Genomic DNA, 21,490 nt, shown 5'->3' with positions numbered 1-21,490 from the left:
TCCCGCGCGGCCCGGTCATCATCGCCCAAGGCAGATGGATCAGTCCATCGCCTTGAAGTTGAACTCGCCGCCTTCCTTGATGCCGCTCGGCCAGCGGGCCGTGACGGTCTTGGTGCGGGTGTAGAACTTGAAAGCGTCCGGGCCGTGCTGGTTGAGATCGCCAAAGGCCGACTTCTTCCAGCCGCCGAAGGTGTGATAGGCGAGCGGCACCGGGATGGGCACGTTGACGCCCACCATGCCGATGTTGATCCGGTTGGCGAAGTCACGCGCGGCGTCGCCGTCGCGGGTGAAGATCGCCGTGCCGTTGCCCATTTCATGGTCCATGGCAAGGCCAAGGGCCTCGTCATAGGAGCCGGCGCGGACGGTCGACAGGACCGGGCCGAAAATCTCTTGCCGGTAGATGTCCATGTCCGGCGTTACCTTGTCGAACAGGTGCGGGCCGACGAAGAACCCGTCCTCGTAGCCTTGCAATTGGAAATCGCGCCCGTCGACGACCAGCTCCGCGCCTTGTTCCACGCCGCTTTCGATCAGGCCCAGGATCTTTTCCTTGGCGGCGGCGGTCACGACGGGACCGTAATCCACGTCATCGCCCGCCGTGTAGGGGCCGACCTTAAGCTTCTCGATGCGGGGCACCAGCTTTTCGATCAGGCGATCCGCGGTCTCGTCGCCCACCGGCACGGCGACCGAGATGGCCATGCAGCGTTCACCGGCGGCGCCGTAGCCCGCGCCAATGAGCGCGTCGGCGGCTTGGTCCATGTCGGCGTCGGGCATGACGATCATGTGGTTCTTGGCACCGCCGAAGCATTGCACGCGCTTGCCGTTGGAGCAGCCGCGGCCATAGATGTACTCGGCGATCGGCGTCGAGCCGACGAAGCCGATGGATTGCACGGTCTCGTTGTCGATCATCGCGTCCACGGCTTCCTTGTCGCCGTTGACCACTTGCAGCAGACCCTTGGGCAATCCGGCCTCTTCCATCAGTTCGGCCAGCATGATCGGCACCGACGGGTCGCGCTCGGAGGGCTTGAGGATGAAGGCGTTACCGCAGGCCAGGGCCGGCGCGAACATCCACATCGGGATCATCGCCGGGAAGTTGAACGGCGTGATGCCGCCCGTGACGCCCAGCGGCTGGCGCATCGAATACATGTCGATGCCGGGGCCGGCGCTGTCGGTGAACTCGCCTTTCAGCAGTTGCGGCGCGCCGATGCAGTATTCCACCACTTCGAGGCCGCGCTGCACGTCGCCCTTGGCATCGGGAAAGGTCTTGCCGTGTTCCGAGGACAGCGTCTCGGCCAGCTTGTCCATGTCGCGGTTCAGCAGGCGGACGAATTCCATCATCACCCGTGCGCGGCGCTGCGGATTGGTCGCGCCCCATGCGGGCTGCGCCTTGGCGGCGATCTCGACGGCCTGGTCGAACTCTTCCTTGCTGGCCAGCGGGCAGCGGGCCTGAACCTCGCCGGTCGCCGGGTTGTAGACGTCGGAAAAACGGCCCGACTGGCCGGGCACGCGCGCGCCGTCGATATAATGCGTCAGGTCTTTCATGTCGGTACTCCTCGGATTTGCGCGCAGGTTAGCGTTGCGTTTTTAGCGGGAAAAGAGGCAATGTTTCAAAAAGGCTTTGCAGGAATGCAAAGCAACATACCGGATCAGAGGGCAGGGACATGGTATCGAACTGGGACGATCTGCGGGTATTCCTGGCGGTGGCGCGCACCGAAAGCCTGTCCGCCGCGGGCCGGGCGCTGAAACTCGACCCCGCCACGGTGGGCCGCCGCATCGCCCGGCTGGAGGCCGACACCGGCGCGCCGCTTTTTGCCAAGTCGCCCAGCGGCTATGCGCTGACGGATGCGGGACAGCGCCTGATGGGGCATGTGGGGCGTGCCGAGATGGCGATGCAGGATGCCGACGAGGAAATGGCCGGGCAGGCGGGGGGCCTCTCGGGGCAGATCCGTATCGGGGCGCCGGATGGTTGCGCCAATTTCATCCTGCCGCAGGTCTGTGCGCAGATGGCCAAGGACAATCCCGACCTCGACCTGCAGATCGTGGCGCTGCCGCGGGTCTTCAACCTCAGCCGGCGCGAGGCGGACATGGTCATCGCGGTCAGTCCGCCCTCGGCGGGACGCCTGAGCGTGCAGAAGATCACCGATTACAAGCTGCACCTTGCCGCGGTGCGCTGGTACCTGCGCCAGTCGCCGGATATCACGTCTTTGGCCGACCTCGCGGCGCATCGCATGGTCGGCTACATTCCCGACATGATCTTCGACAAGGAATTGGACTATCTCGGCGAAACTGGGGCGGAGCGGGTCGCGCTGGCCTCGAACTCGGTATCGGTGCAGGCCCATTGCATCCAGCAGGGCGGCGGCATCGGCATCGTGCACGACTTCGCGCTGCCGTTCTTTCGCCGCCTCGACAAGGTCCTGCCGGACGAGATCAGCCTGACGCGCAGCTTCTACCTGGTGCGGCATCAGGACGACCGGCGGCTGGACCGCATGAACCGTTTCGCGACCGCGCTTTGCGATGGCATTCGCGCCGAGGTGGCCCGGCTGGAGGCCGGCGCTTGACAGAAAAACGGTTCTGGGGGACGCTGACAGTCCGATTGAACGCCAAAGAACGAGGGTCCGGATGATCGTCCAGCAGATTTTGAAAGCGAAAGACAGTGACAAGTTGATCACCGTGACGCCCGATACGCAGGTATCCGACGCGGCGGCGATGCTGGCCAAGCACCGCATCGGCGGCCTGATCGTGTCGACCGATGGCACCTCGCCCGATGGCATCCTGTCGGAGCGGGACATCGTGCGCGGCCTCGCCACGTCGGGCTCGGGCTGTCTGAACGACAAGGTCGCGGACCTGATGACGCCGAAACCCGTCTGCTGCACCAAGCAGGACAGCGCCGACACGGTACTGGTGCGCATGACCGATGGACGGTTCCGCCATATGCCCGTGGTCGATGACGAACAGAAACTGGTGGGCATGGTCACCATCGGGGACGTGGTCAAGGCGCGGCTGCAAGAGTTGTCGATGGAAAAGGCGGCGCTCGAAAGCATGGTGATGGGCCACTGATCCTGACCGGCATGAATTGAGATTTTGCGAAACGCTGGAAGCCCAGGCGCTCATTTGGGTTTCATCGTTCGACAAATACTCATATTGGCGCAGTCGCTTGCATTCCTCCAACGTTTGTAGTTGCTTGCAGGTCGTCACGACACGAAGGAAGACCTCATGCGCATCGGACTTTATCCCGGTACTTTCGATCCGATCACCCTGGGTCATACCGACATCATCGCGCGCGCCGCCACCCTGGTCGACCGGCTGGTCATCGGCGTTGCGATCAACCGCGACAAGGGCCCGCTTTTCACGCTGGAAGAGCGCGTGGCCATGGTCGAGGCCGAATGCATCGGCATCAGCGCCGCCACCGGCACCGAGATCGTGGCACATCCGTTCGAGAACCTGCTGATCGACTGCGCCCGCGACGTGGGGGCCAGCGTGATCATCCGCGGTCTGCGCGCCGTGGCGGATTTCGAATACGAATTTCAGATGGTCGGGATGAACCGTGCCATGGACGACCGGATCGAGACGGTCTTTCTGATGGCCGATGCCCGCCGCCAGGCCATCGCCAGCAAGCTGGTCAAGGAGATCGCCCGCCACGGCGGCGACGTGACACGCTTTGTGACGCCGGCCGTCAAGGAGGCGCTGGAAGACCGGTTCAAGGCCTGACCGGCGCGGCCTAGCGCCAGAAGGCCAGCCACTCGATCAGGTCGACCGTCTTGCGGGCAAGGAAGAACGACGCGTTCATATCGTTGTAAAGATAATCCCAGCCAAGCCCCGCGATGATCAGCAGGGCAAGGAAAACCGCGATCTTGTTTGTCATGTGCTTACTATCGCCTGCCCGTTGTCGCACGTCCGCTTGCCTGCCGGGTATGCCGCAAGACACACGAACGGCGCAAGGAAATCACGAGGCCGCGCGCGTCTCTGGCGGCACCAGTGGCATATCGAGCAGGTCGCCCACCAAGAGGCCCAGCAAGGCGCCGCGCCCGGGCACCTCGGCCTTGCGGTAGACCGCGTTCAGCTGGGATTTCACGGTGCCTTCGGCGGCACCGCGCAGCTTTGCTGTTTCGGCCACTGAAAAGCCCTTGATCGCGAACATTGCCACGTCCCGTTCCGCCGGTGTGAGGGCCCATTCGTCGAAATGCGCCTCGATGATTTCCGCCATGGCGCCCGCGGCGATTGAAACCTGCGACTCGAGATGCGCCTGCCGCCGCAACAGGGCCATGAGATAGCGTGTCTCGAACACGATGGCCGACACCAGCGCCAGCGCGGCCAGCGCCTCGATCACGATATGCAGGTTGCTCAGCGCCCGCAGGTCCCAGGGGGCAAGATCGACCACCACGTCCCACAAGAAGAACGCGGCGCAAAGGCTCTGCACCGCGATCAGCGCGATGAGCGCGCCGGGTTTGTCCTGTCTGCGCGGGTTCATGACTCCAGTTTAACGTCATCGGGCACGGTCTTGCACCCTGTTATCATCGCGCGGGGCAGGTTGACTCCGGTGCGCAGGCTTTCCAGAACAACGGCCGCGACATGGGCCAGCACCGAAAGCTCGGCCCAGAGAACGAACGCCTCGTGCGCCTCTTCGACCCATTCGACGCCCCAGAAGGCATTGGTGGTCATCAGGTATCCGGTCGCGCCGATCGCCAGCATCGATAGCAGAAGGTTGCCGATCATCAACGCGCCGAGGGGCGAATGCCCCAGATGCGTCCGCCGGCGGCGCAGGGCCATGTCGGTGATCTGCCGTGTCACTCCGCCGGGGCCGGGAATGAAACTGGCGAACCGGGCATGGCGCGGGCCAATGAATCCCCACAGGATGCGCAGCCCGACCAGCGCCATGACGCCATAGCCGACCCATTCATGCAGCTTTGCGTCGTCGTCGATCAGAAAGGCGTTGGCGATGAACCCGGCGGCCAGCGCCCAGTGAAAGACCCGGATGGCCGGGTCCCAGACCTTGTAGCGTGTCATGGTATCTCTCCCGTCTGGGGCGGGGCCGGCGCGAGGACCGGCCCCTGTCACCGGTCAGTCGTCGCGCTTGGACTTGACGATGTTGAGGTCGGAATCAAGGTAGATCTCGTAGCGTTCGCCGTCTTTCATGGCGTAGGCCTCGTATAGGCCGTCTTCCATTTCGACCTTTCGCACCTCGTAGCCTTCAGCCGTCAATTGCGTCTTGATCTGGTCGGCCTTTGCCATGTCCAGCTTGCCGTCGTCGTCCGAGGCAGAGGCGATGCCGCCGGCAAAGATGGCGAGGGCAAGTGCGATGATACGTGTCATGTCTGTAGTTCCTTGTTCGTTGGATCAGGGCAGGGGCGTGATGCCGCCTGCCGATCACAGATGCACATTGCGGCGGGCTGACACTATCGACCGAAAGGGGCATTCACCGAGGTCTATAACCAATGTTTATGGCGGTAAGCCGCCGATAAACGCAAAAACCCCCGCCGCGGTCTGCGACGGGGGCCTTCGAAACGGTGTGGTGTCGGTTTAGCTCAGCCGTGCCATCGCCACGGCCACGTCGGCCATGCGGCACGAAAAGCCCCACTCGTTGTCGTACCACGCCAGCACGCGCACCAGCCGACCGCCGGTCACGCGGGTCTGGTCGGGGGCGAAGATCGAGCTTTCCTCGGTGTGGTTGAAATCGACCGACACCTTGGGCTCGGGATCGTAGCCCAGCACGCCCTTCATCGGACCTGCCGCCGCCTCGGCCATGATCGCGTTCACGTCGTCCGCGGTCACGTCCTTCTTGGCGAGGAAGGTCAGGTCCACCGCTGACACGTTCGGCGTGGGCACGCGAATGGCCGAGCCGTCGAGCTTGCCCTTGAGGTCGGGCAGCACCTCGCCCAATGCCTTGGCGGCGCCGGTGGAGGTTGGGATCATCGACATCGCGGCGGCGCGCGCGCGGTAAAGGTCCTTGTGGCGGCGGTCCAGCGTCGGTTGGTCGCCGGTATAGGCGTGGATCGTGGTCATGATGCCACTCTCGATGCCGATCGCCTCGTGCAGGACCTTGGCCACGGGTGCAAGGCAGTTGGTCGTGCAGGAGCCGTTCGAGATCATGCGTTCGCCGGCCTGCAACTCGCCGTCGTTGACGCCGAAGACCACGGTGCGGTCGACGTTCTTGCCGGGCGCCGAGAGCAGGACCTTGCCCGCACCACGCTCCAGGTGTTTCTTGGCCTTTTCGCCGTCATTGAATTGGCCGGTGCATTCCAGCACCACGTCGACGCCGGACCAGTCCAACTCGTCCATGTCGTAGGTCGAGAACATTTCCATCGGCCCACGGCCCAGATCCATCGTGCCGTCGCCCAGCGTGATGTCGCCCGGGAAGCGGCCATGCACGCTGTCGTATTTCATCAGGTGCGCCGCGGTTTCCAGCGGGCCGGTGGCGTTGACCTTGGCGACCTTGATGTCGTTGCGCGTGCTGGCCGCGATATGCGCCAGGGTGCAGCGGCCGATCCGGCCGAATCCGTTGATGCCGACGGTAACGGTCATTTTGTTCTCCTATTCGGGTGTCGGTGGCGATATAGACCCAAGGGTGCCGCGCTGAAACCCTTAAAGCGCAAGGGTTTGACGTGTTAGCGTTAACCGTTTGCGCAAACCTGCCGCGCCGGGGCATGATTGGGCCAATCAAAGCACACCAATGGTAACGAGGGGCAGAGGATGAGCGGATTACTGGCACTGCTGGACGATGTGGCGAGCCTGGTCAAGGTGGCGGCGGCGTCTATCGACGACGTGGCGGGGCAGGCGGCCAAGGCGGGGGCCAAGGCCGCGGGGGCCGCGATCGACGACGCGGCGGTGACACCGAAATACCTGACCGGCTTCGCGCCCGCCCGCGAGTTGCCGATCGTGTGGAAAATCGCGCGGGGGTCGCTGTTCAACAAGCTGGTGTTCCTGCTGCCGGCGGGGCTGGCCCTATCGAACTTCGCGCCGTGGCTGATCCCCCCCTTGCTGATGCTGGGGGGCGCGTATTTATGTTTTGAGGGGGCAGAGAAGGTGGCCCATGCGCTCGGGGTGGGCAAGCATCACGGCGGGCCGGATGGCAGCCACCAGACCAAGGACCCCGCGCATCTGGAAGAGAAACGCGTCGAGGGGGCGATCAAGACGGATTTCATCCTGTCTGCCGAGATCATGACCATCGCGCTTTCGAACATTCCGCCCAGCAATTTCTGGATGGAGGCCGCGACGCTGGCCGTGGTAGCGGTGGGAATCACCGTGGCCGTCTATGGCGCTGTGGCGCTGATCGTGAAGGCGGACGATGCGGGGCTTTTCATGGCGCAGAACGGCAACCTTGGTGTGACGCGCGGCCTGGGCCGAGGGATCGTCAAGGGAATGCCCTATTTCCTGAAACTTCTGATGATCGTCGGCACCGCGGCGATGCTGTGGGTCGGTGGCGCGATCATCCTGCACAGCCTGTTCGAAATGGGCTGGTCCATGCCCTATGACACGATCCACCATTGGGCCGAGGACGCCGCCCATGCGGTCGACCGGTTCCAGGGCTTCGTCGCCTGGGCTGTGCAGGCGGCGGCGGATGGCGTGTTCGGGCTGGTGCTGGGGACGCTGCTTATCCCGTTGGGGACCAAGGTCGTCGCGCCGGTATGGGCGTCGGTTTTCGGTAAAGGCGCGGCCCATTGAGCCGCGCCTGAAACCTTTGAGCCGTGGTAAGGCGGAGGTCCCGGATCAAGTCCGGGACGGGTGGGGGCAGCCTTAGCTGTCGTTGCCGTTTGTCGTGATCCGCACCAGGCGTCCGTCCGAATAATCGGTGATCGCCAGGATCGATCCGTCGCTGTCCACGTCCACGTCGCGTATGCGGCCCAGATCCATCGCCATGCGCTCTTCCGCGGCGACCTTGCCGTCGCTGTCCATTTCCAGCCGGACAATGCCGCCGGGATTCAGCGACCCGATCAGGAAATTTCCGTCCCAATCGCTGAACATATCGCCGTCATAGGTGGTCATGTCGCCGGGCGCGATCACGGGGTCCCAGAAATAGACCGGTTGTTCCATGCCGTCGCGCTGTGCCTCGCCCGACCCGATGGGCGAACCGCCATAGGTCTCGCCGTAGGAAATGACGGGCCAGCCGTAGTTCTTGCCGGGCTCGGGACGGTTCAACTCGTCACCGCCCTTGGGGCCGTGCTCGACCTCCCAAAGCACACCGTCGCGCATGGTTGCGCCCTGGATGTTGCGGTGACCGTAGGACCAGATGCTGTCGATGGCGTTCTCGTCGCCGACGAAGGGATTGTCGTCTGGCACCTCTCCGTCGAGGGTCATGCGGATGATGACGCCGTAGGTGTTGGACGTATCCTGAGCATACTCGCGGTACTTCATCGACGAGTGTTCGCCGGTGGTGATGAAAACATGCCCCGCGTCGTCAAAGACGATCCGCGAGCCGAAATGCTTGGCCACAGTGGCGCCCGGTTCCTGCACGAAGATGTCCGTCAGGTCGGCGATCTCGGTCATATCCTCGGTCAGCGTGCCGTAGGCGGCGGCCGTTGCCATCAGGCCATCTCCCACCGGTTTGGCATAGCTGATGTAGATCCGGCGGCTTTCAGCGAAGTCGGGCGACAGCACGACATCGAGCAGCCCGCCCTGGCCCTGCGCCGCCACCTCGGGCATGCCGGCAATCGGTTCGGACAGGGTTCCATCCTCTGCCACGTGGCGCAGGCGGCCCGGGCGTTCGGTCACGAGGTAGCCGTCGTCCTCGGGCAACAGCGCGAATCCCCAGGGATGTTCCAGCCCGGTCGCGATGTCGGTGACCTCAAGGGCCACGTCGCTGGTTTTCAGCGGGGCGCGAAACTGGCCCTCGAAGGCCGGCTCGAGGTCGGTATTGCGCGGCGCGCGCTCGAAATTCTGCCCATAAGCGGGCAGGGCGACGAGCAGGGCTGTTCCGGTCAGGATCGGGCGAAAATTCATTTGGGGTTTCTCCTGTGATGCATCAAAGCAGAAACCCGGTGTCGCGCGCGCGGTTCCCGCGCGCGCGATCACAGATGCGTCAGAGCAGCGACTTGGCTTTCTCGGCCACGGCCTCGGCGGTGATGCCGAACTGCTCGTAGAGGACCTCTGCCGGGGCCGATGCACCGAAGCCGTGCATGCCGATAAAGCCCGATTTCTCGCGCTTGCCGCGCTCGCCGTAAAGCCAGCGGTCCCAGCCAAAGCGTATCGCCGCCTCGACCGCCACGCGCACGGGGCCCGCGGGCAGGACCTTGCGGCGGTAGGCCTCGTCCTGTTCCTCGAAAAGCTCCCAGCAGGGCATCGAAACGACGCGCGTCCCGATACCTTCGGCCTGCAGCAGATCCCGCGCGGCCATGGCAATCGCCACTTCCGAGCCGGTCGCCATCAACAGCGCCTGCCGCTTGCCCTCGGCATCGGCCAGAACATAGGCGCCCTGGGCGGTCAGGTTCTTCTGCTTGTGCTCGGTGCGCAGCGTCGGCACGCCCTGGCGGGTCAACGACAGGACCGACGGCGTGGATTTCGAGGTCAGCGCCAGTTCCCACGCCTCGGCGGTTTCCACCGTGTCGCAAGGGCGGAAAACGTTGGTGTTGGGCGTGGCACGGCTGATTGCCAGGTGCTCGATCGGCTGGTGCGTCGGGCCATCCTCGCCCAGGCCGATGCTGTCATGGGTCATGACGAAGACGCTGGGCACCTTCATCAGCGCCGCAAGCCGCATCGCGGGGCGGGCATAGTCGGTGAAGCACATGAACGTGCCGCCATAGGGCCGAATGCCGCCATGCAGGGCCATGCCGTTCATCGCCGCGGCCATGCCGTGCTCGCGAATGCCGTAATGGATGTAGCGACCCTTGCGGTTGCCCTCGTCGAAGACGCTCATGTCGCCCGACTTGGTGTTGTTCGAGCCCGACAGGTCGGCCGAGCCGCCGATGGTTTCCTGCATGACCGGGTTCACGACCTCCAGCACCATCTCGCTCGACTTGCGGGTGGCGACCTTGGGGCATTCCTCGGAAATCTGCTTTTTCAGCGCCCGGATGCGCGAGGCCAGCGATTTCGGCACGTCGCCGTCCATGACGCGGGTGAACTCGGCCTGGCGGCGGTCGCTCAGCTCGCCCATGCGGGTCTTCCATTCGGCATGGGCGTCGGCGCCGCGTTTGCCGATGGCTTCCCAGGCCTTCTTGATGTCTGCGGGCACTTCGAACGGGCCAGTGGTCCAGCCATAGGCTTCTTTCGCCGCCGCCATCTGGTCGGCGTCGGTCAACGCGCCGTGACCTTTCGAGGTGTCCTGCGCGGCGTGGCCCAAAGCGATATGCGTCTTGCAGGCGATCATGGTCGGGCGGCGGCCGGTCTTGGCTTTGGTCAGCGCCGCGTCGATCTCTTCCGGGTCGTGCCCGTCGATCTCGATCACCTGCCAGCCTTCGGCGCGGAAACGCTTCACCTGGTCGGTGCGGCTGGCCAGATCGACCTTGCCGTCGATGGTGATGTTGTTGTTGTCCCAAAGCACGATCAGCTTGCCGAGACCCAGCCGCCCGGCAAGGCCGATCGCCTCGTGGCTGACGCCCTCCATCAGGCAGCCGTCACCGGCGATGACATACGTGTGGTGATCCACTGCCTTTTTGCCGAACCGCGCACGCAGCGCCTCTTCGGCAATCGCGAAGCCGACAGCGTTCGAGATGCCCTGACCCAGCGGGCCGGTGGTGGTTTCGATCCCGTCATGCAGGAAGTTTTCCGGGTGGCCCGCGGTGATCGCGCCCCATTGGCGGAAATTCTTGATCTGGTCGAGCGTCATGCCCTCGTAGCCCGTCAGGTAAAGCAGAGAGTAAAGCAGCATCGAGCCGTGGCCCGCGGACAGGATGAACCGGTCCCGGTCGGGCCAGTTGGGGGCGCTCGCGTCGAATTTCAGGTGCTTTTCGTAAAGCACCGTGGCCACGTCGGCCATGCCCATGGGCATGCCGGAATGACCCGAATTGGCCGCGTGCACCGCGTCGAGCGTCAGCGCGCGAATGGCGGCGGCCTTGTTCCAGTGATCGGGATGAGCAGAGCGCAGGGCAGCGATATCCACGGGGCAGCGTCCTTTTGGAAATGGCGTTCGGGGCCGTGCATACCAGCCCCGAAGCAAAGATCAAGCGCCCCTGCGCCGGCCAAGTTGCAGTATCACGTTAATGGAAGCAATTTGTGCAACCATTGGGTAGAGTTGCAGCACATGCTTAACGCAGGCGATTCGCGGGCCGCCCGGTACAGGAATGCAGTGGGCCGGATCGGATCGCACCACGATGACGACAGGCAACGCGAGACGGGGACCGAGGACATGAGCGAAATAGAGGAACTGCAGCGGCGCATCAACGCCGCGCTGGACCGCATCGGCAGCGGGCTGGAGGCGGGCACTGGCGCGGTCGCGGACCCGGCCGAACTGGCGGAGGCCAAGCAGGCGCTGGAAGACGAGAAGCTGGCCAACGAACAGCTCGAAGAGCGGGTGAAGACCCTGCGCGACAAGCGCAACGCGCTGGAAGAGGAACTGGAGGCGCTGCGCGAGCAGAACTCGCAATCCCTGTCGCGGCTGGATGGTGAGTTGCAGTCCCTGCGCCGCGCCAACCAGCAGCTGCGCGACAACAACGTCGCCCTGCGCGAGGCCAATGCCGCCGGCGTGGGCGAGGCGCACCTGATCAACAAGTCGATGATGGCCGAACTGGAAAGCCTGCGCGCCAACCGCGCCGCCGACCGCGCCGAAACCAGCGCGATCCTGTCAGAGCTGACCGCAGTGCTGGAAGGCGCGGAGACACCTGATACCCCCAAATCGGAGGACGCCTGATGCCCGAAGTCGAGATCGAGATCGGTGGCCGCACCTTCGAGGTCGCCTGCCAGGAAGGCGAGGAACACTACCTGCATGCCGCCGCGAAGATGCTGGACGAAGAGGCCAGCGTATTGTCGGCCCAGATCGGCCGCATCCCCGAGTCCCGCATGTTGCTCATGGCTGGCCTTATGTTGGCCGACAAGACCGCCGGCGTGCAGGACAAGCTGCGCGAGGCGGAGGACAAGATGGCCGAGAAAGAGGCCGAGCTGGACCAGTTGCGCAATGCGCCCCAGCCCGAACCGGAGAGGGTCGAGGTGGCGGTGATACCCGATCGGGTCACGGAATCGCTGGCCGAGATCGCCGCGCGCGCCGAAAGCCTCGCCGACCAGATCGAACGCTGACGCTGACGAGCTTTGGCTTGTAAGCTGTTGAAAAGACGAAGCCCCGGCATGTGACATGCCGGGGCTTCTTGATGGCCCAGGTTCGGCGCAACGCTTGGGAGAGTGCGCGCCGCCCTGACGTGGGTCAGGCCACCATTTTCTCGACCACCTCGCCAAAGGACGAGGGCGTGGGCACGATGGTCACGCCGGCTTGCTTGAGAATGTCGACCTTTTCCTGCGCCGACTCGCCGAAGGCCGATACGATGGCGCCCGCGTGGCCCATGCGCCGTCCCTTGGGGGCCGACAGGCCCGCGATATAGGCCGCCACCGGCTTGGTCATGTGATCGCGGATATACTCCGCCGCCTCGGCTTCCTGCGGGCCGCCGATCTCGCCCACCAGAACCACGGCATCGGTGTCCGGGTCGGCCTCGAACAGCTCCAGGATGTCTTTGAAGCTGGATCCGTTGATCGGATCGCCGCCGATCCCGATCGAGGAACTGACGCCGATGCCATGCGCACTCATCTGGCTGGCCGCTTCATAGCCCAGCGTGCCCGAGCGCCCGACGATGCCAACGCGCCCCGGCTTGTAGATCGACGGCGGCATCAGCCCGGCAAAGGCCTGCCCCGGCGTGATGATCCCCGCACAGTTCGGGCCGATAAGGCGCATGCGTTTGTCGGCCTTGTACCGGCGCATGTAGCGTTTGACGTCGATCATGTCCTGCGCGGGCACACCGTCGGCGATGCAGACGCAGGTCTTGATGCCCGCATCCGCCGCTTCCATGATCGAATCGGCGGCAAACGGCGGCGGGACGAAGCTGACGACCAGCTCGGCATCGGTTTCCGCGACTGCACCCTTGACCGTGTTGAAGACCGGCAGGCCAAGATGCTTGGTGCCGCCTTTGCCGGGGGTGACGCCGCCCACCACGTTCGTGCCGTGGCTGATCATGTCCTGGGCGTGAAAACTGCCGATCCGGCCGGTGATCCCGGTGACCAGAACGCGGGTATCCTTGTCGATGATGATCGCCATCAGCTTGCCTCCGCATATGCGCTGTCGGTGGAGCGCCACGCGGCCACCACTTTTTCCGCCGCTTCCGCAAGGGAAGAGGCCGTTTCGATTTCCAGCCCGCTGTCGGCCAGAAGTTTCATGCCTTCGTCCACGTTCGTTCCCGACAGGCGCACCACCAGCGGGATCTTCAGGTCCAGCTCCTTGACCGCAAGGATGACGCCCTCGGCGATCCAGTCGCAGCGATTGATGCCGGCGAAGATGTTGACGAGGATCGCCTCGACATTGGGATCGTTCAGCACCGACTTGAAGGATTGCAGCACCCGTTCGGGGCTGGCCCCGCCGCCCACGTCGAGAAAGTTGGCAGGCTCGCCACCGGCCATCTTGATCATGTCCAGCGTGGCCATGGCCAGGCCCGCGCCGTTGACGATACAGCCGATCTTGCCGTCCAGGCCGATGTAGTTCAGTCCGCGGTCGCCCGCGTATGTCTCGCGTGGGTCTTCCTGGCTCTTGTCGCGCAGTTCCGAGATGTGGGGGTGCCGGAACAGCGCGTTCTCGTCAAAGCTGACCTTGGCGTCCAGCGCGACGATCTCGTTCGAGGCGGTCACCACCAGCGGGTTGATCTCGACCATGTTCGCGTCGGTTTCCCACATCATGCGGTAGCAGCCCATGATCGTCTTGGCCGCCTGGTTGATCAGTGCGGGATCAAGGCCCAGCGAGAACGCGATCTCGCGCGCCTGGAAGTTCTGCATGCCCACGGCGGGGTCCACCACCGAGCGGATGATCGAGTCGGGTTCGCTTTCCGAGATCTCCTCGATCTCCATCCCGCCCTGGGCCGAGGCCACGACCACGACGCGCTCCAGCTTGCGGTCCATCACGAAGCCCAGGTAGATCTCCTGTGCTATGTCGGTGGCTTCCTCGACATAAAGCCGGCCCACGAGCTTGCCCTGCGGGCCGGTCTGGTGGGTCACCAGCTTGCGGCCCAGCATCCATGAGGCCGCATCCCAGACCTCCTCCTCGGACTTGCAGACGCGGACGCCGCCGGCCTTGCCGCGTGCGCCGGAATGGATCTGCGCCTTGACGACCCAGCTTTTGCCCGAAAGTTCCGAACAGCGATAGACTGCCTGCTCGGGGCTGTAGGCGATGCCGCCGCGCGGTATGTTCACGCCAAAGCCGCTCAACAACTCCTTGGCCTGGAATTCATGGATGTCCATGCACATGCCCTCCTCGCATCATGTTGTCTCATCCTGTCCGGAATGCGGTCTGCGCGATACTTTCGCCCGGGTAGCAATGCACGCCCCGGGTTGGGGTTCGGGCCGGAACGGGTAGCCGATCCTACCCGTGGCGGGCGCTGCGGAATGCGGCGGGATGCCGTCAGGGCGCACGTGCGAGGGTCACGGTGACCGGAATTTTCGAAAATTCCGGTCTGGAAAATTGCAATTTTCCATTCCGATTTCTTGCAAGAAATCGGCTCAGAGCACCCGGCGAAGCGGTTCTCTGTTGCAGAAGATCACAAGCTGCCCGGCGTTTTCCACCGCCTGGAAACCTCGTCTTTCGAGTTCGGAAAGAAATGCCGCGCGACCTACATATCGGTCGATATCGCGCAGACGCCGGCGGATGATGCATCCGTCTCTGGCGGCTTTTGCGCGAAAGACATCCGCCATCCACGCATCGGGGGTGATCGGGCCATTCTGACTCATGGCCCGATCATTGGCGCAGCTTGGTTAAGACCCGGTGAACATCACTTCGGCGTCACGAGGTCGCCGGGCGTGTCACCCTTTAGAAACGCTTCGAGGTTGTCGATCGCGCGGAAACCCATGGCCTCGCGCGTGCCATCGGTGGCGCTGCCCAGGTGCGGAGCCAGAACAATATTCTCGTAGGCCAGGAACCGCGGGTCGAGTGCCGGCTCGTTGTGATAAACGTCCAGCCCAGCCGCGCTCAGCTGGCCCGAATCGAGCGCGTCAAAGAGCGCGTCCTCGTCCACCACGTCACCGCGGGCCGAGTTCACAAGGATCGCGCCGGGTTTCATGGCGTTGAAGATAATGGCGTTGATCATCTTGTAGGTGTCTGCGCCACCGGGGCAATGCAGCGACAGGAAGTCGGCCTCTGCCGCGACCTCGACCATGCTCGGCAGTTGTTCGGCATTGCCGTTGGCGGCCTTGATGTCCTCGGGCACCTCCCAGGCGTCCTGGAACACCACGCGCATGCCGAACCCGTTATGGGCCCGGCGCGCCATCGCCTGACCGATGCGGCCAAAGCCGATGATTCCCAGCGTCGCGCCCGAGACTTTCTTGCCGATCATGTGGGTGGGCCGCCAGCCTTCCCAGCCGCCCGCGCGGGTTTCGCGCTCGCCTTCGCCGATGCGGCGCGCCGCGGCCAGCAAGAGGCCCATCGCCAGGTCGGCGGTGCAATCGGTCAGAACGTCCGGCGTGTTCGTCACGGTGATGTCGTTGGCCGCCGCCGCGTCGATGTTGATATGGTTGAAGCCGACGCCATAGTTGGCGAAGATCTTCACCTTGCCCTTGGCCGCCGGGTAAAACTCGGCCGGGATCTTGTCCGACACGGTGGGCATGATGACGTCGTAGGTCTTGGCCGCGTCCATCCATTCGTCATGGCTCATCGGTGTGTCGGGATGGCGCAGCGTCACGTCGCCCAGCCCGGCATTGGTCAAACGGTCCTCGGTCGCCTTCGGCCAGGCGCGCGTTACCAGAATTTTCATGATGTCTCTTCCCTTGTCGTGATCCGCCCTCGGCGCAGAATGCGCCAAGGGCGGGGCACTTGCAATCAACCCGTTGGGATCAGGCCGCCTTGGCGGTGCTGCCCTTGGCGTTGTCGGGTGTCGTGTCGCGGTAATGGGCCTGTGCGGCGGCCACGCCAGAGCCGGGTTCGATCTTGGCCCCGGCATCCACCAGCGCCATTTCCGCGGCCGAAATCGCGCCACACAGCATCACCGGGTTCAGCGAGCCTAGGTGGCCGATGCGGAACGCCTTGCCCGCCAGCTTGTTGAGCCCGGTGCCCAGCGAGGTCTGGTACTTGTTGTAGGCGGTCGAGATCACGTCGCGCGCATCCACGCCCTCGGGCGAATAGATGGCCGACACCGTGTCGGATTCCCATTCCGGCCCGCGCGCCACCAGTTCGCAGCCGTCCCACGCCTCGACCGCGGCGCGCACGCCTTGGGCCAGCCGCTTGTGACGCGCCCAGATGCTTTCCATCCCGGTGTCCAGGATCATGTCCAGCGAACAGCGCAGCCCGCGCAGAAGCTGCGTGGCAGGCGTGTAGGGGAAGTAGCCGGTGTCGTTCAGCTTGATCATGTCCTCGAAGCTGAAATAGCAGCGCGACATACCGGAATTGGCCAGCCGCTTGTTGGCCTCCAGCGCCTTGTCGCTGACGCCGAGGAAGCCAAGACCCGCAGGCAGCATGAAGCCCTTCTGCGAGCCGGACACGGCCAGATCGACACCCCATTTCTCCATCTCGAACTCGATCGACGCGATCGAACTGACCCCGTCGACGAAGAGCATCGCGGGATGGCCCGCATCGTCCAGGATCTTGCGCACGCCCTCGATATCCGAGGTCACGCCTGTCGCGGTTTCGTTATGCGTGGCGAAAACTGCCTTGATCTCGTGGTTGGTGTCGGCCTTCAGGTGCTTGGCGTAGTCCTCCAGCGGCACGCCCTTGCCCCATTCGACCTCACACAGCACCACGTCGAGGCCCAGTCGCTCGGCCATGTCGACCCAGAGCAGCGAAAACTGCCCGAAGCGCGACATCAGAACCTTGTCACCGGGTTGCAGCGTGTTCTGGATGGCGCTTTCCCATGCTCCGGTGCCGGAGGACGGGAAAATGAAGACCCGACCGTTCTCCAACCGATAGGCTTTCTTCATGTCGGCCAGCAGGCCAGTCACCAGATCGGGGAAATCCGGGGCGCGCATGTCCTCCATGGGGACGTTCATGGCCTGACGCACGGGTTCCGGCACATTGGTGGGGCCGGGGATGTAAAGATGCTGGTAACCATTCATGATGTTCTCGCTCCCTGTCACATGACTTGACGCAGGGTCCTAGCACGCAAATCGGCCCTGTGAAGCCTTGTTCGCGGCAAAACCGGGGTGAAACCGCCCGATGGGTGGGTAATTCCTACCCGCCCGGGTGACATATCGCGTCCCAACCCGCCTCGGCATACACAGGCATACAGAAAATTCCTTTGATTTCAGTCATTTCTGCTGGTGTTATGGCTGAACGAGAGCCGTCTGTCGGGGAGCTGACGGTGAGGAGGAACAAGGAGCCGGCGCATGAAAGCTGCCCCCGGAACGATCATGACATCAGCTGAAAAAACGAGTGGTAGCACGGGCTTGCCGCAGGTCATCGTGGCCGACCGGCAGTTGATTGTCTGCCAGGGAATCGGCTCGCTGGTGACGCAGATTCCCGAGGTCGAACTCGGCCATTACGCCACCGACAAGGCCAGCCTGCGCAAGCACCTGGCCCATGCGAGGGGCAAAACCATCCTGATCCTCGGGGTGCGCCTGGCCGATGGCGATTTGACGCAGGTCCTGTCGATCGTGCGCAAGGATTACCCCGACGTGATGGTCGTCGTCGTGGCCGAGGAAACAGAGTTCGCCTTCATCCGCACGGCGATCAAGGCCGGGGCCAACTCGGTCTGCATGATGGGCCAGATCCTGACCAGCCTGCCGCGGATACTGGGCAAGCTGATCGAGGGCCATTCCATTGTCCCGACCGAGATCCTGCGGCGTCTGACGTCCGAGAATACCGACGCGCTGTCCCGACGCGAACACGAGATCCTCGCACTTCTGGGCGACGGGCTGACCAATTTCCAGATCTCCGCCCGGCTGGGGCTGAGCGAGAACACTGTGAAATATTACCTGAAAGCCATCTATCAGAAACTGTCAGTGAATTCCCGCGGGGCGGCCATCGCCAAGTACGTGGCCGGCAATTACTGAGGCCGACCCTGATGAAACCTTGCGAGCCTCCGCGCGCCGTATGATCTGGGCGTGTCGCGGATGATCCGCGACCAGGGACATTGGGCCGCATCGCCGGGGATCCAACACGGCGATCAAGGCGGTCTGTCGCTCAGGCGCTCGCAGCCGCGGTCACCAACTGCCCAAAATCCGGGCTAACAGGGCTTCCGGCTTGAACAAACTGCGTTGTCCGGCTTTCATCGTACCGACTGATATGGTCAATACGGGGCGGATCGGGTCCGATATCGCCGGGCCCGCGGGACAAGGTCAGGGGAACATCCGCTCGTGCACCAGGAACACAAATTGCTGAACGCGCGCCTGCGCGAACTGCTCTCCCGGATCTATCCCGACGAATCCGCGTCCGATCTTGCCCGCGCGATCATCGCGGCGTTCTGGCCCGAAGGCTCGGTGCCCCGCAAACGTGCCCGCACGCCCAGCAACCGGCTCTGGTCGGAAAAGGATGCCTTTCTCATCACCTATGGCGACACCATCCTCGACGGGGTGCACAAGCCGCTGGACCTGCTCGAAGACTTCCTGTCGCGCTACATGGGGGGTGTGGTGGACGGCGTGCATGTCCTGCCGTTCTTCCCGTTCAGCTCGGATGACGGATTCGCCGTGACAGATTACTGCGCCGTCAACCCCCGTCTGGGCGAATGGAGCGACATCAGCCGCATCGCCTCGAACTTCCATCTCGTGTCGGACCTCGTGCTGAACCACGTGTCCAGCCAGGGCAACTGGTTCAACCAGTACCGGCAGGGCAAGGCGCCCTATGACAGGTTCTTCTACGAGGCCGACCCCGACCAGGACCTCAGCGCAGTCGTGCGCCCGCGCACCACGCCGCTTTTGCAAAAGATCGAGACGCGGAACGGCGACCGCCACGTCTGGTGCACTTTCAGCCATGACCAGATCGATCTGAATTTTTCCAATCCCGAGGTGCTGCTGGAGATGCTGCGCATCATCCGGATGCATATCGACAAGGGCGTGCGGACCCTGCGGCTGGATGCCGTGGCCTTCATCTGGAAGGAACCGGGCACGTCCTGCATCCACCTGCCGCAGACCCACGCCATCGTGCAGCTGATCCGCCTGCTGGTAGATTACACGTTCGAGACCGTGGTGCTGCTGACCGAGACCAACGTGCCGCGCAGCGAGAATCTCAGCTATTTCGGCAACCGCAACGAGGCGCACGCGGTCTACAACTTTCCGCTGCCGCCGCTGATCCTGCACGCGATGCAGTCGGGCTCGGCCGAATATCTCAACCGCTGGCAGGCCACCATGCCGCCCGCGCAGCTGGGCTGCGCCTACCTCAACTTTACCGCCAGCCATGACGGGATCGGAATGCGCCCCGCCGAGGGCGTGCTGCCCCCTGACGAGAAAAACCGCATGATCGAGACGGCGCAGCAGGCCGGCGCGCTGGTGTCGATGCGCACCATGCCCGACGGCACCGAACAGGCCTACGAGTTGAACTGCTCTCTGTTCGACGTGATGCGCACGACCTTCAAGGGCGAGGACGACCACCACTTCGACCGCTTCATCTGTTCCCAGACCATTCCGATGTCGCTCGAGGGGATTCCGGCCTTCTACATCCATTCCTTCCTCGCCACGCCCAGCGATCACGAGGCGGTGGAACGCCGCGGGATGAACCGGGCGATCAACCGTCACCGCTGGCACTACCCGGACTTGTTGGAGCGGATGGAGGACGAAGGCTCGGACCAGGCGCGCGTGATGAAGACCTTGTCTGAACGCCTGCGCATTCGTGCCCGCCAGCCGGGGTTTCATCCAAACGCCACGCAGTTCACCCTGCGCCTCGATCCGCGGCTTTTCGGGGTCTGGCGCCAGAGCCTCGATCGCTACCAGTCGATCTTTGCCATCCACAATGTCAGCGACCAGACGGTCACCGTGTCGCCCGATCAACTGAACATGATCGAGGACGACAACTGGCGCGACTTGCTGTCGGGCGAAGAGATCGACGCGGCGGCAGAGGCGATTACGCTGGCCCCGTACCAGAGCCGCTGGATCGCCAATCGCGCAAGCGCGGCACCCGGCGACCGGCCTTAAGCGTTTTGCCTTTAACCTGAACCGACAGCTAAAGGCGAACCGCGTGCAACGACTGGGTATTGCACCGCGTTTCACGACAAGCTTTGATACAGGTTTATCGCGAAACGCTTTAGCTGAACTCCTCGGCGTCCTTCAGCGCCGCCGATTTCAGATCCGACAGGAACTCCGGGTCGGCGGCATGTACGCGGCTCCACGTGGGGATGAAGGGCGTCGCTTGCGGGTTTTCCAGGAAAACCGTGCCCGCGCGAATGATGTTCTCGGCAAAAAGTTCGACCGACTTTTCCTCCTTGTGGCGGTCCACGGTCAGCCCGTTCATCTTGGCATCGGCGTAGTAGCTTTCCAGCAGGTCCAGCGCGATACGGTAATAGGTGGCCTTGAGCGACCGGAACAGGTTGGGCGTGAACACCGTGCCGTCCGACGCGAGCTTGCGGAAAATCGCCTTGCAGATATCCGTGGACATCCGGCTGAGGCCCTGGCTGGCGTCCTCGGGTGACAGGTCCTGGTGCTTGTGGTCGTAGGCGTCGGAAATCTCGACCTGGCAGACCGATTGCGGCGCCAGGTTACGCCACGCCTCGGACAGCACGCCGATTTCCAGCCCCCAGTCAGAGGGCACGCGCAGGTCGGGCAGCATTGGTGTGCGCATGGCGAACTCGCCCGACAGCGGATAGCGAAAGCTGCGCAGGTAATCGAGGTAGTCGCGATCCCCGATCACCCGTTTCAGCGCGATCAGCAGCGGACTGACCAGCAATCGCGTGACCCGGCCATTCAGCTTGGTGCCGTCGACGCGTGGGTAGTATCCTTTGACCATCTGGTAGCGAAAGCCGGGATGCGCCGCCGGGTAGATCAGCCGCGCCAGCAATTCGCGGTCATAGGTCAGGATATCGCAATCATGCAGCGCCATGACGGACGTGTCGGCACAGGCGATGAGATACCCCATGCAGGTCCAGACGTTCTTGCCCTTGCCCGGCTCCTCGGGGGCGATGCCCTTTTCCTCCAGCCGGGCGCCGAGGGCCTTCATCCGGGGGCTGTCGTTCCACAGCACCATGTGCTGCTGCGGCAGGCGGCTGAAGAATTCGATGGCGTGCCGGTATTGCGCCTCGTCGGCCTGATCCAGGCCGATGATGATCCGGTGCAGGTAGGGCACTTGGGTCAGCTCGTCGACGATGTGTTCCAGCGCGGGGCCTTCCAGTTCGGAATACAGGCTGGGCAGGATCAGCGAAATCTTCCGCGTCTCGGCAAAGGCCGTCAATTCGTAGGTCAGGTCATCCAGGCTGCGGGTGCGCAGGTTGTGCAGCGTCGTGATATTTCCGTTCTGGTGAAAATCGGCCAT

At 63.7% G+C, this 21,490-nt stretch carries 22 protein-coding genes; 8 read left to right on the top strand and 14 right to left on the bottom strand.

The features are described 5' to 3' along the window. Positions 1–39: 39 nt before the first annotated feature. Positions 40–1,539, bottom strand: a complete 1,500-nt coding sequence (locus PVV74_RS01565; protein WP_274591995.1) for a CoA-acylating methylmalonate-semialdehyde dehydrogenase — start codon at positions 1,537–1,539, stop codon at positions 40–42. A 119-nt stretch (positions 1,540–1,658) separates the two neighbouring features. Between PVV74_RS01565 and PVV74_RS01560 the strand changes: the two genes are divergently transcribed. From PVV74_RS01560 to coaD, 3 genes are all read left to right on the top strand, one after another. Next, complete coding sequence (locus PVV74_RS01560; protein WP_103761443.1) at positions 1,659–2,555, top strand: LysR family transcriptional regulator; 897 nt, start codon at positions 1,659–1,661, stop codon at positions 2,553–2,555. 61 nt (positions 2,556–2,616) lie between these two features. After that, positions 2,617–3,054: a CBS domain-containing protein gene (locus PVV74_RS01555; protein ID WP_274591994.1), complete on the top strand. Its 438-nt coding sequence runs from the start codon at positions 2,617–2,619 to the stop codon at positions 3,052–3,054. A gap of 156 nt (positions 3,055–3,210) precedes the next feature. Next, positions 3,211–3,705: a pantetheine-phosphate adenylyltransferase gene (gene coaD, locus PVV74_RS01550; protein WP_103761876.1), complete on the top strand. Its 495-nt coding sequence runs from the start codon at positions 3,211–3,213 to the stop codon at positions 3,703–3,705. Between the two features lie 10 nt (positions 3,706–3,715). Here coaD and PVV74_RS01545 read toward each other — a convergent pair whose 3' ends face one another. The 5 genes from PVV74_RS01545 to gap all read right to left on the bottom strand — a co-directional run bounded on the left by PVV74_RS01545 (position 3,716) and on the right by gap (position 6,516). Next, positions 3,716–3,859 carry a glyceraldehyde-3-phosphate dehydrogenase gene (locus PVV74_RS01545; protein ID WP_103761441.1) on the bottom strand — a complete coding sequence of 48 codons (144 nt, stop codon included), beginning with the start codon at positions 3,857–3,859 and terminating at the stop codon, positions 3,716–3,718. 81 nt (positions 3,860–3,940) lie between these two features. Then, complete coding sequence (locus tag PVV74_RS01540; protein ID WP_274591993.1) at positions 3,941–4,465, bottom strand: helix-turn-helix transcriptional regulator; 525 nt, start codon at positions 4,463–4,465, stop codon at positions 3,941–3,943. After that, complete coding sequence (locus PVV74_RS01535) at positions 4,462–5,001, bottom strand: cytochrome b/b6 domain-containing protein (protein WP_274591992.1); 540 nt, start codon at positions 4,999–5,001, stop codon at positions 4,462–4,464. The genes PVV74_RS01540 and PVV74_RS01535 overlap by 4 nt, the downstream gene beginning before the upstream one ends. 54 nt (positions 5,002–5,055) lie before the next feature. Further along, on the bottom strand, positions 5,056–5,307 hold the full coding sequence (locus tag PVV74_RS01530) for a PepSY domain-containing protein (RefSeq protein WP_274591991.1): 252 nt from the start codon (positions 5,305–5,307) through the stop codon (positions 5,056–5,058). A gap of 207 nt (positions 5,308–5,514) precedes the next feature. Next, complete coding sequence (gene gap / locus PVV74_RS01525) at positions 5,515–6,516, bottom strand: type I glyceraldehyde-3-phosphate dehydrogenase (protein ID WP_103761437.1); 1,002 nt, start codon at positions 6,514–6,516, stop codon at positions 5,515–5,517. A gap of 168 nt (positions 6,517–6,684) precedes the next feature. On the opposite strand from gap, the gene PVV74_RS01520 reads away from it, so the two are divergent. After that, a complete protein-coding gene (locus PVV74_RS01520; RefSeq protein ID WP_274591990.1) occupies positions 6,685–7,656 on the top strand; it encodes a DUF808 domain-containing protein in 972 nt (323 codons plus the stop codon). 72 nt (positions 7,657–7,728) lie between these two features. Here the strand turns inward: PVV74_RS01520 and PVV74_RS01515 are convergent, their stop codons facing one another. Continuing rightward, the gene (locus PVV74_RS01515) at positions 7,729–8,931 is read right to left on the bottom strand and encodes a PQQ-dependent sugar dehydrogenase (protein ID WP_274591989.1); all 1,203 of its coding nucleotides are present in this window, start codon (positions 8,929–8,931) and stop codon (positions 7,729–7,731) included. 79 nt (positions 8,932–9,010) lie between these two features. Further along, the gene (tkt, locus tag PVV74_RS01510) at positions 9,011–11,026 is read right to left on the bottom strand and encodes a transketolase (RefSeq protein WP_103761434.1); all 2,016 of its coding nucleotides are present in this window, start codon (positions 11,024–11,026) and stop codon (positions 9,011–9,013) included. Positions 11,027–11,272: 246 nt separating this feature from the next. Between tkt and PVV74_RS01505 the strand changes: the two genes are divergently transcribed. Both PVV74_RS01505 and PVV74_RS01500 read left to right on the top strand, forming a co-directional pair. Further along, entirely contained in the window at positions 11,273–11,773 is a 501-nt protein-coding gene (locus tag PVV74_RS01505; protein ID WP_103761875.1) for a hypothetical protein, read from the top strand. Continuing rightward, the gene (locus tag PVV74_RS01500) at positions 11,773–12,156 is read left to right on the top strand and encodes a cell division protein ZapA (protein WP_103761433.1); all 384 of its coding nucleotides are present in this window, start codon (positions 11,773–11,775) and stop codon (positions 12,154–12,156) included. Before PVV74_RS01505 ends, PVV74_RS01500 begins: the two co-directional genes overlap by 1 nt. Positions 12,157–12,280: 124 nt before the next feature. On the opposite strand, the gene sucD is transcribed toward PVV74_RS01500, so the two are convergent. The 5 genes from sucD to PVV74_RS01475 form a co-directional block, all read right to left on the bottom strand. Continuing rightward, complete coding sequence (gene sucD, locus PVV74_RS01495; RefSeq protein WP_103761432.1) at positions 12,281–13,162, bottom strand: succinate--CoA ligase subunit alpha; 882 nt, start codon at positions 13,160–13,162, stop codon at positions 12,281–12,283. Beyond that, complete coding sequence (locus PVV74_RS01490) at positions 13,162–14,352, bottom strand: malate--CoA ligase subunit beta (RefSeq protein ID WP_103761874.1); 1,191 nt, start codon at positions 14,350–14,352, stop codon at positions 13,162–13,164. Before PVV74_RS01490 ends, sucD begins: the two co-directional genes overlap by 1 nt. Positions 14,353–14,610: 258 nt before the next feature. Next, entirely contained in the window at positions 14,611–14,838 is a 228-nt protein-coding gene (locus PVV74_RS01485; protein ID WP_103761431.1) for an N-(5'-phosphoribosyl)anthranilate isomerase, read from the bottom strand. Between the two features lie 41 nt (positions 14,839–14,879). Then, positions 14,880–15,857 carry a 2-hydroxyacid dehydrogenase gene (locus tag PVV74_RS01480; RefSeq protein WP_274591988.1) on the bottom strand — a complete coding sequence of 326 codons (978 nt, stop codon included), beginning with the start codon at positions 15,855–15,857 and terminating at the stop codon, positions 14,880–14,882. A 79-nt stretch (positions 15,858–15,936) separates the two neighbouring features. Next, entirely contained in the window at positions 15,937–17,151 is a 1,215-nt protein-coding gene (locus PVV74_RS01475; RefSeq protein WP_274591987.1) for a pyridoxal-phosphate-dependent aminotransferase family protein, read from the bottom strand. 270 nt (positions 17,152–17,421) lie between these two features. Between PVV74_RS01475 and PVV74_RS01470 the strand changes: the two genes are divergently transcribed. Together PVV74_RS01470 and PVV74_RS01465 are read left to right on the top strand one after the other, a co-directional pair. Beyond that, positions 17,422–18,087, top strand: coding sequence for a helix-turn-helix transcriptional regulator (locus PVV74_RS01470; RefSeq protein WP_245890369.1), 666 nt, complete (start codon positions 17,422–17,424; stop codon positions 18,085–18,087). 321 nt (positions 18,088–18,408) lie between these two features. Then, positions 18,409–20,160: an alpha-amylase family glycosyl hydrolase gene (locus PVV74_RS01465; RefSeq protein ID WP_274591986.1), complete on the top strand. Its 1,752-nt coding sequence runs from the start codon at positions 18,409–18,411 to the stop codon at positions 20,158–20,160. A 109-nt stretch (positions 20,161–20,269) separates the two neighbouring features. On the opposite strand, the gene PVV74_RS01460 is transcribed toward PVV74_RS01465, so the two are convergent. Further along, on the bottom strand, positions 20,270–21,490 hold the full coding sequence (locus tag PVV74_RS01460; RefSeq protein ID WP_103761427.1) for a glycosyl transferase: 1,221 nt from the start codon (positions 21,488–21,490) through the stop codon (positions 20,270–20,272).

It is taken from the genome of Roseovarius sp. SK2 (assembly GCF_028807495.1).
Taxonomy (GTDB): Bacteria; Pseudomonadota; Alphaproteobacteria; order Rhodobacterales; family Rhodobacteraceae; genus Roseovarius; species Roseovarius confluentis.
Note: the sequence above shows the minus strand (reverse complement) of the source record. Positions and strands in the feature narration are given on the sequence as shown.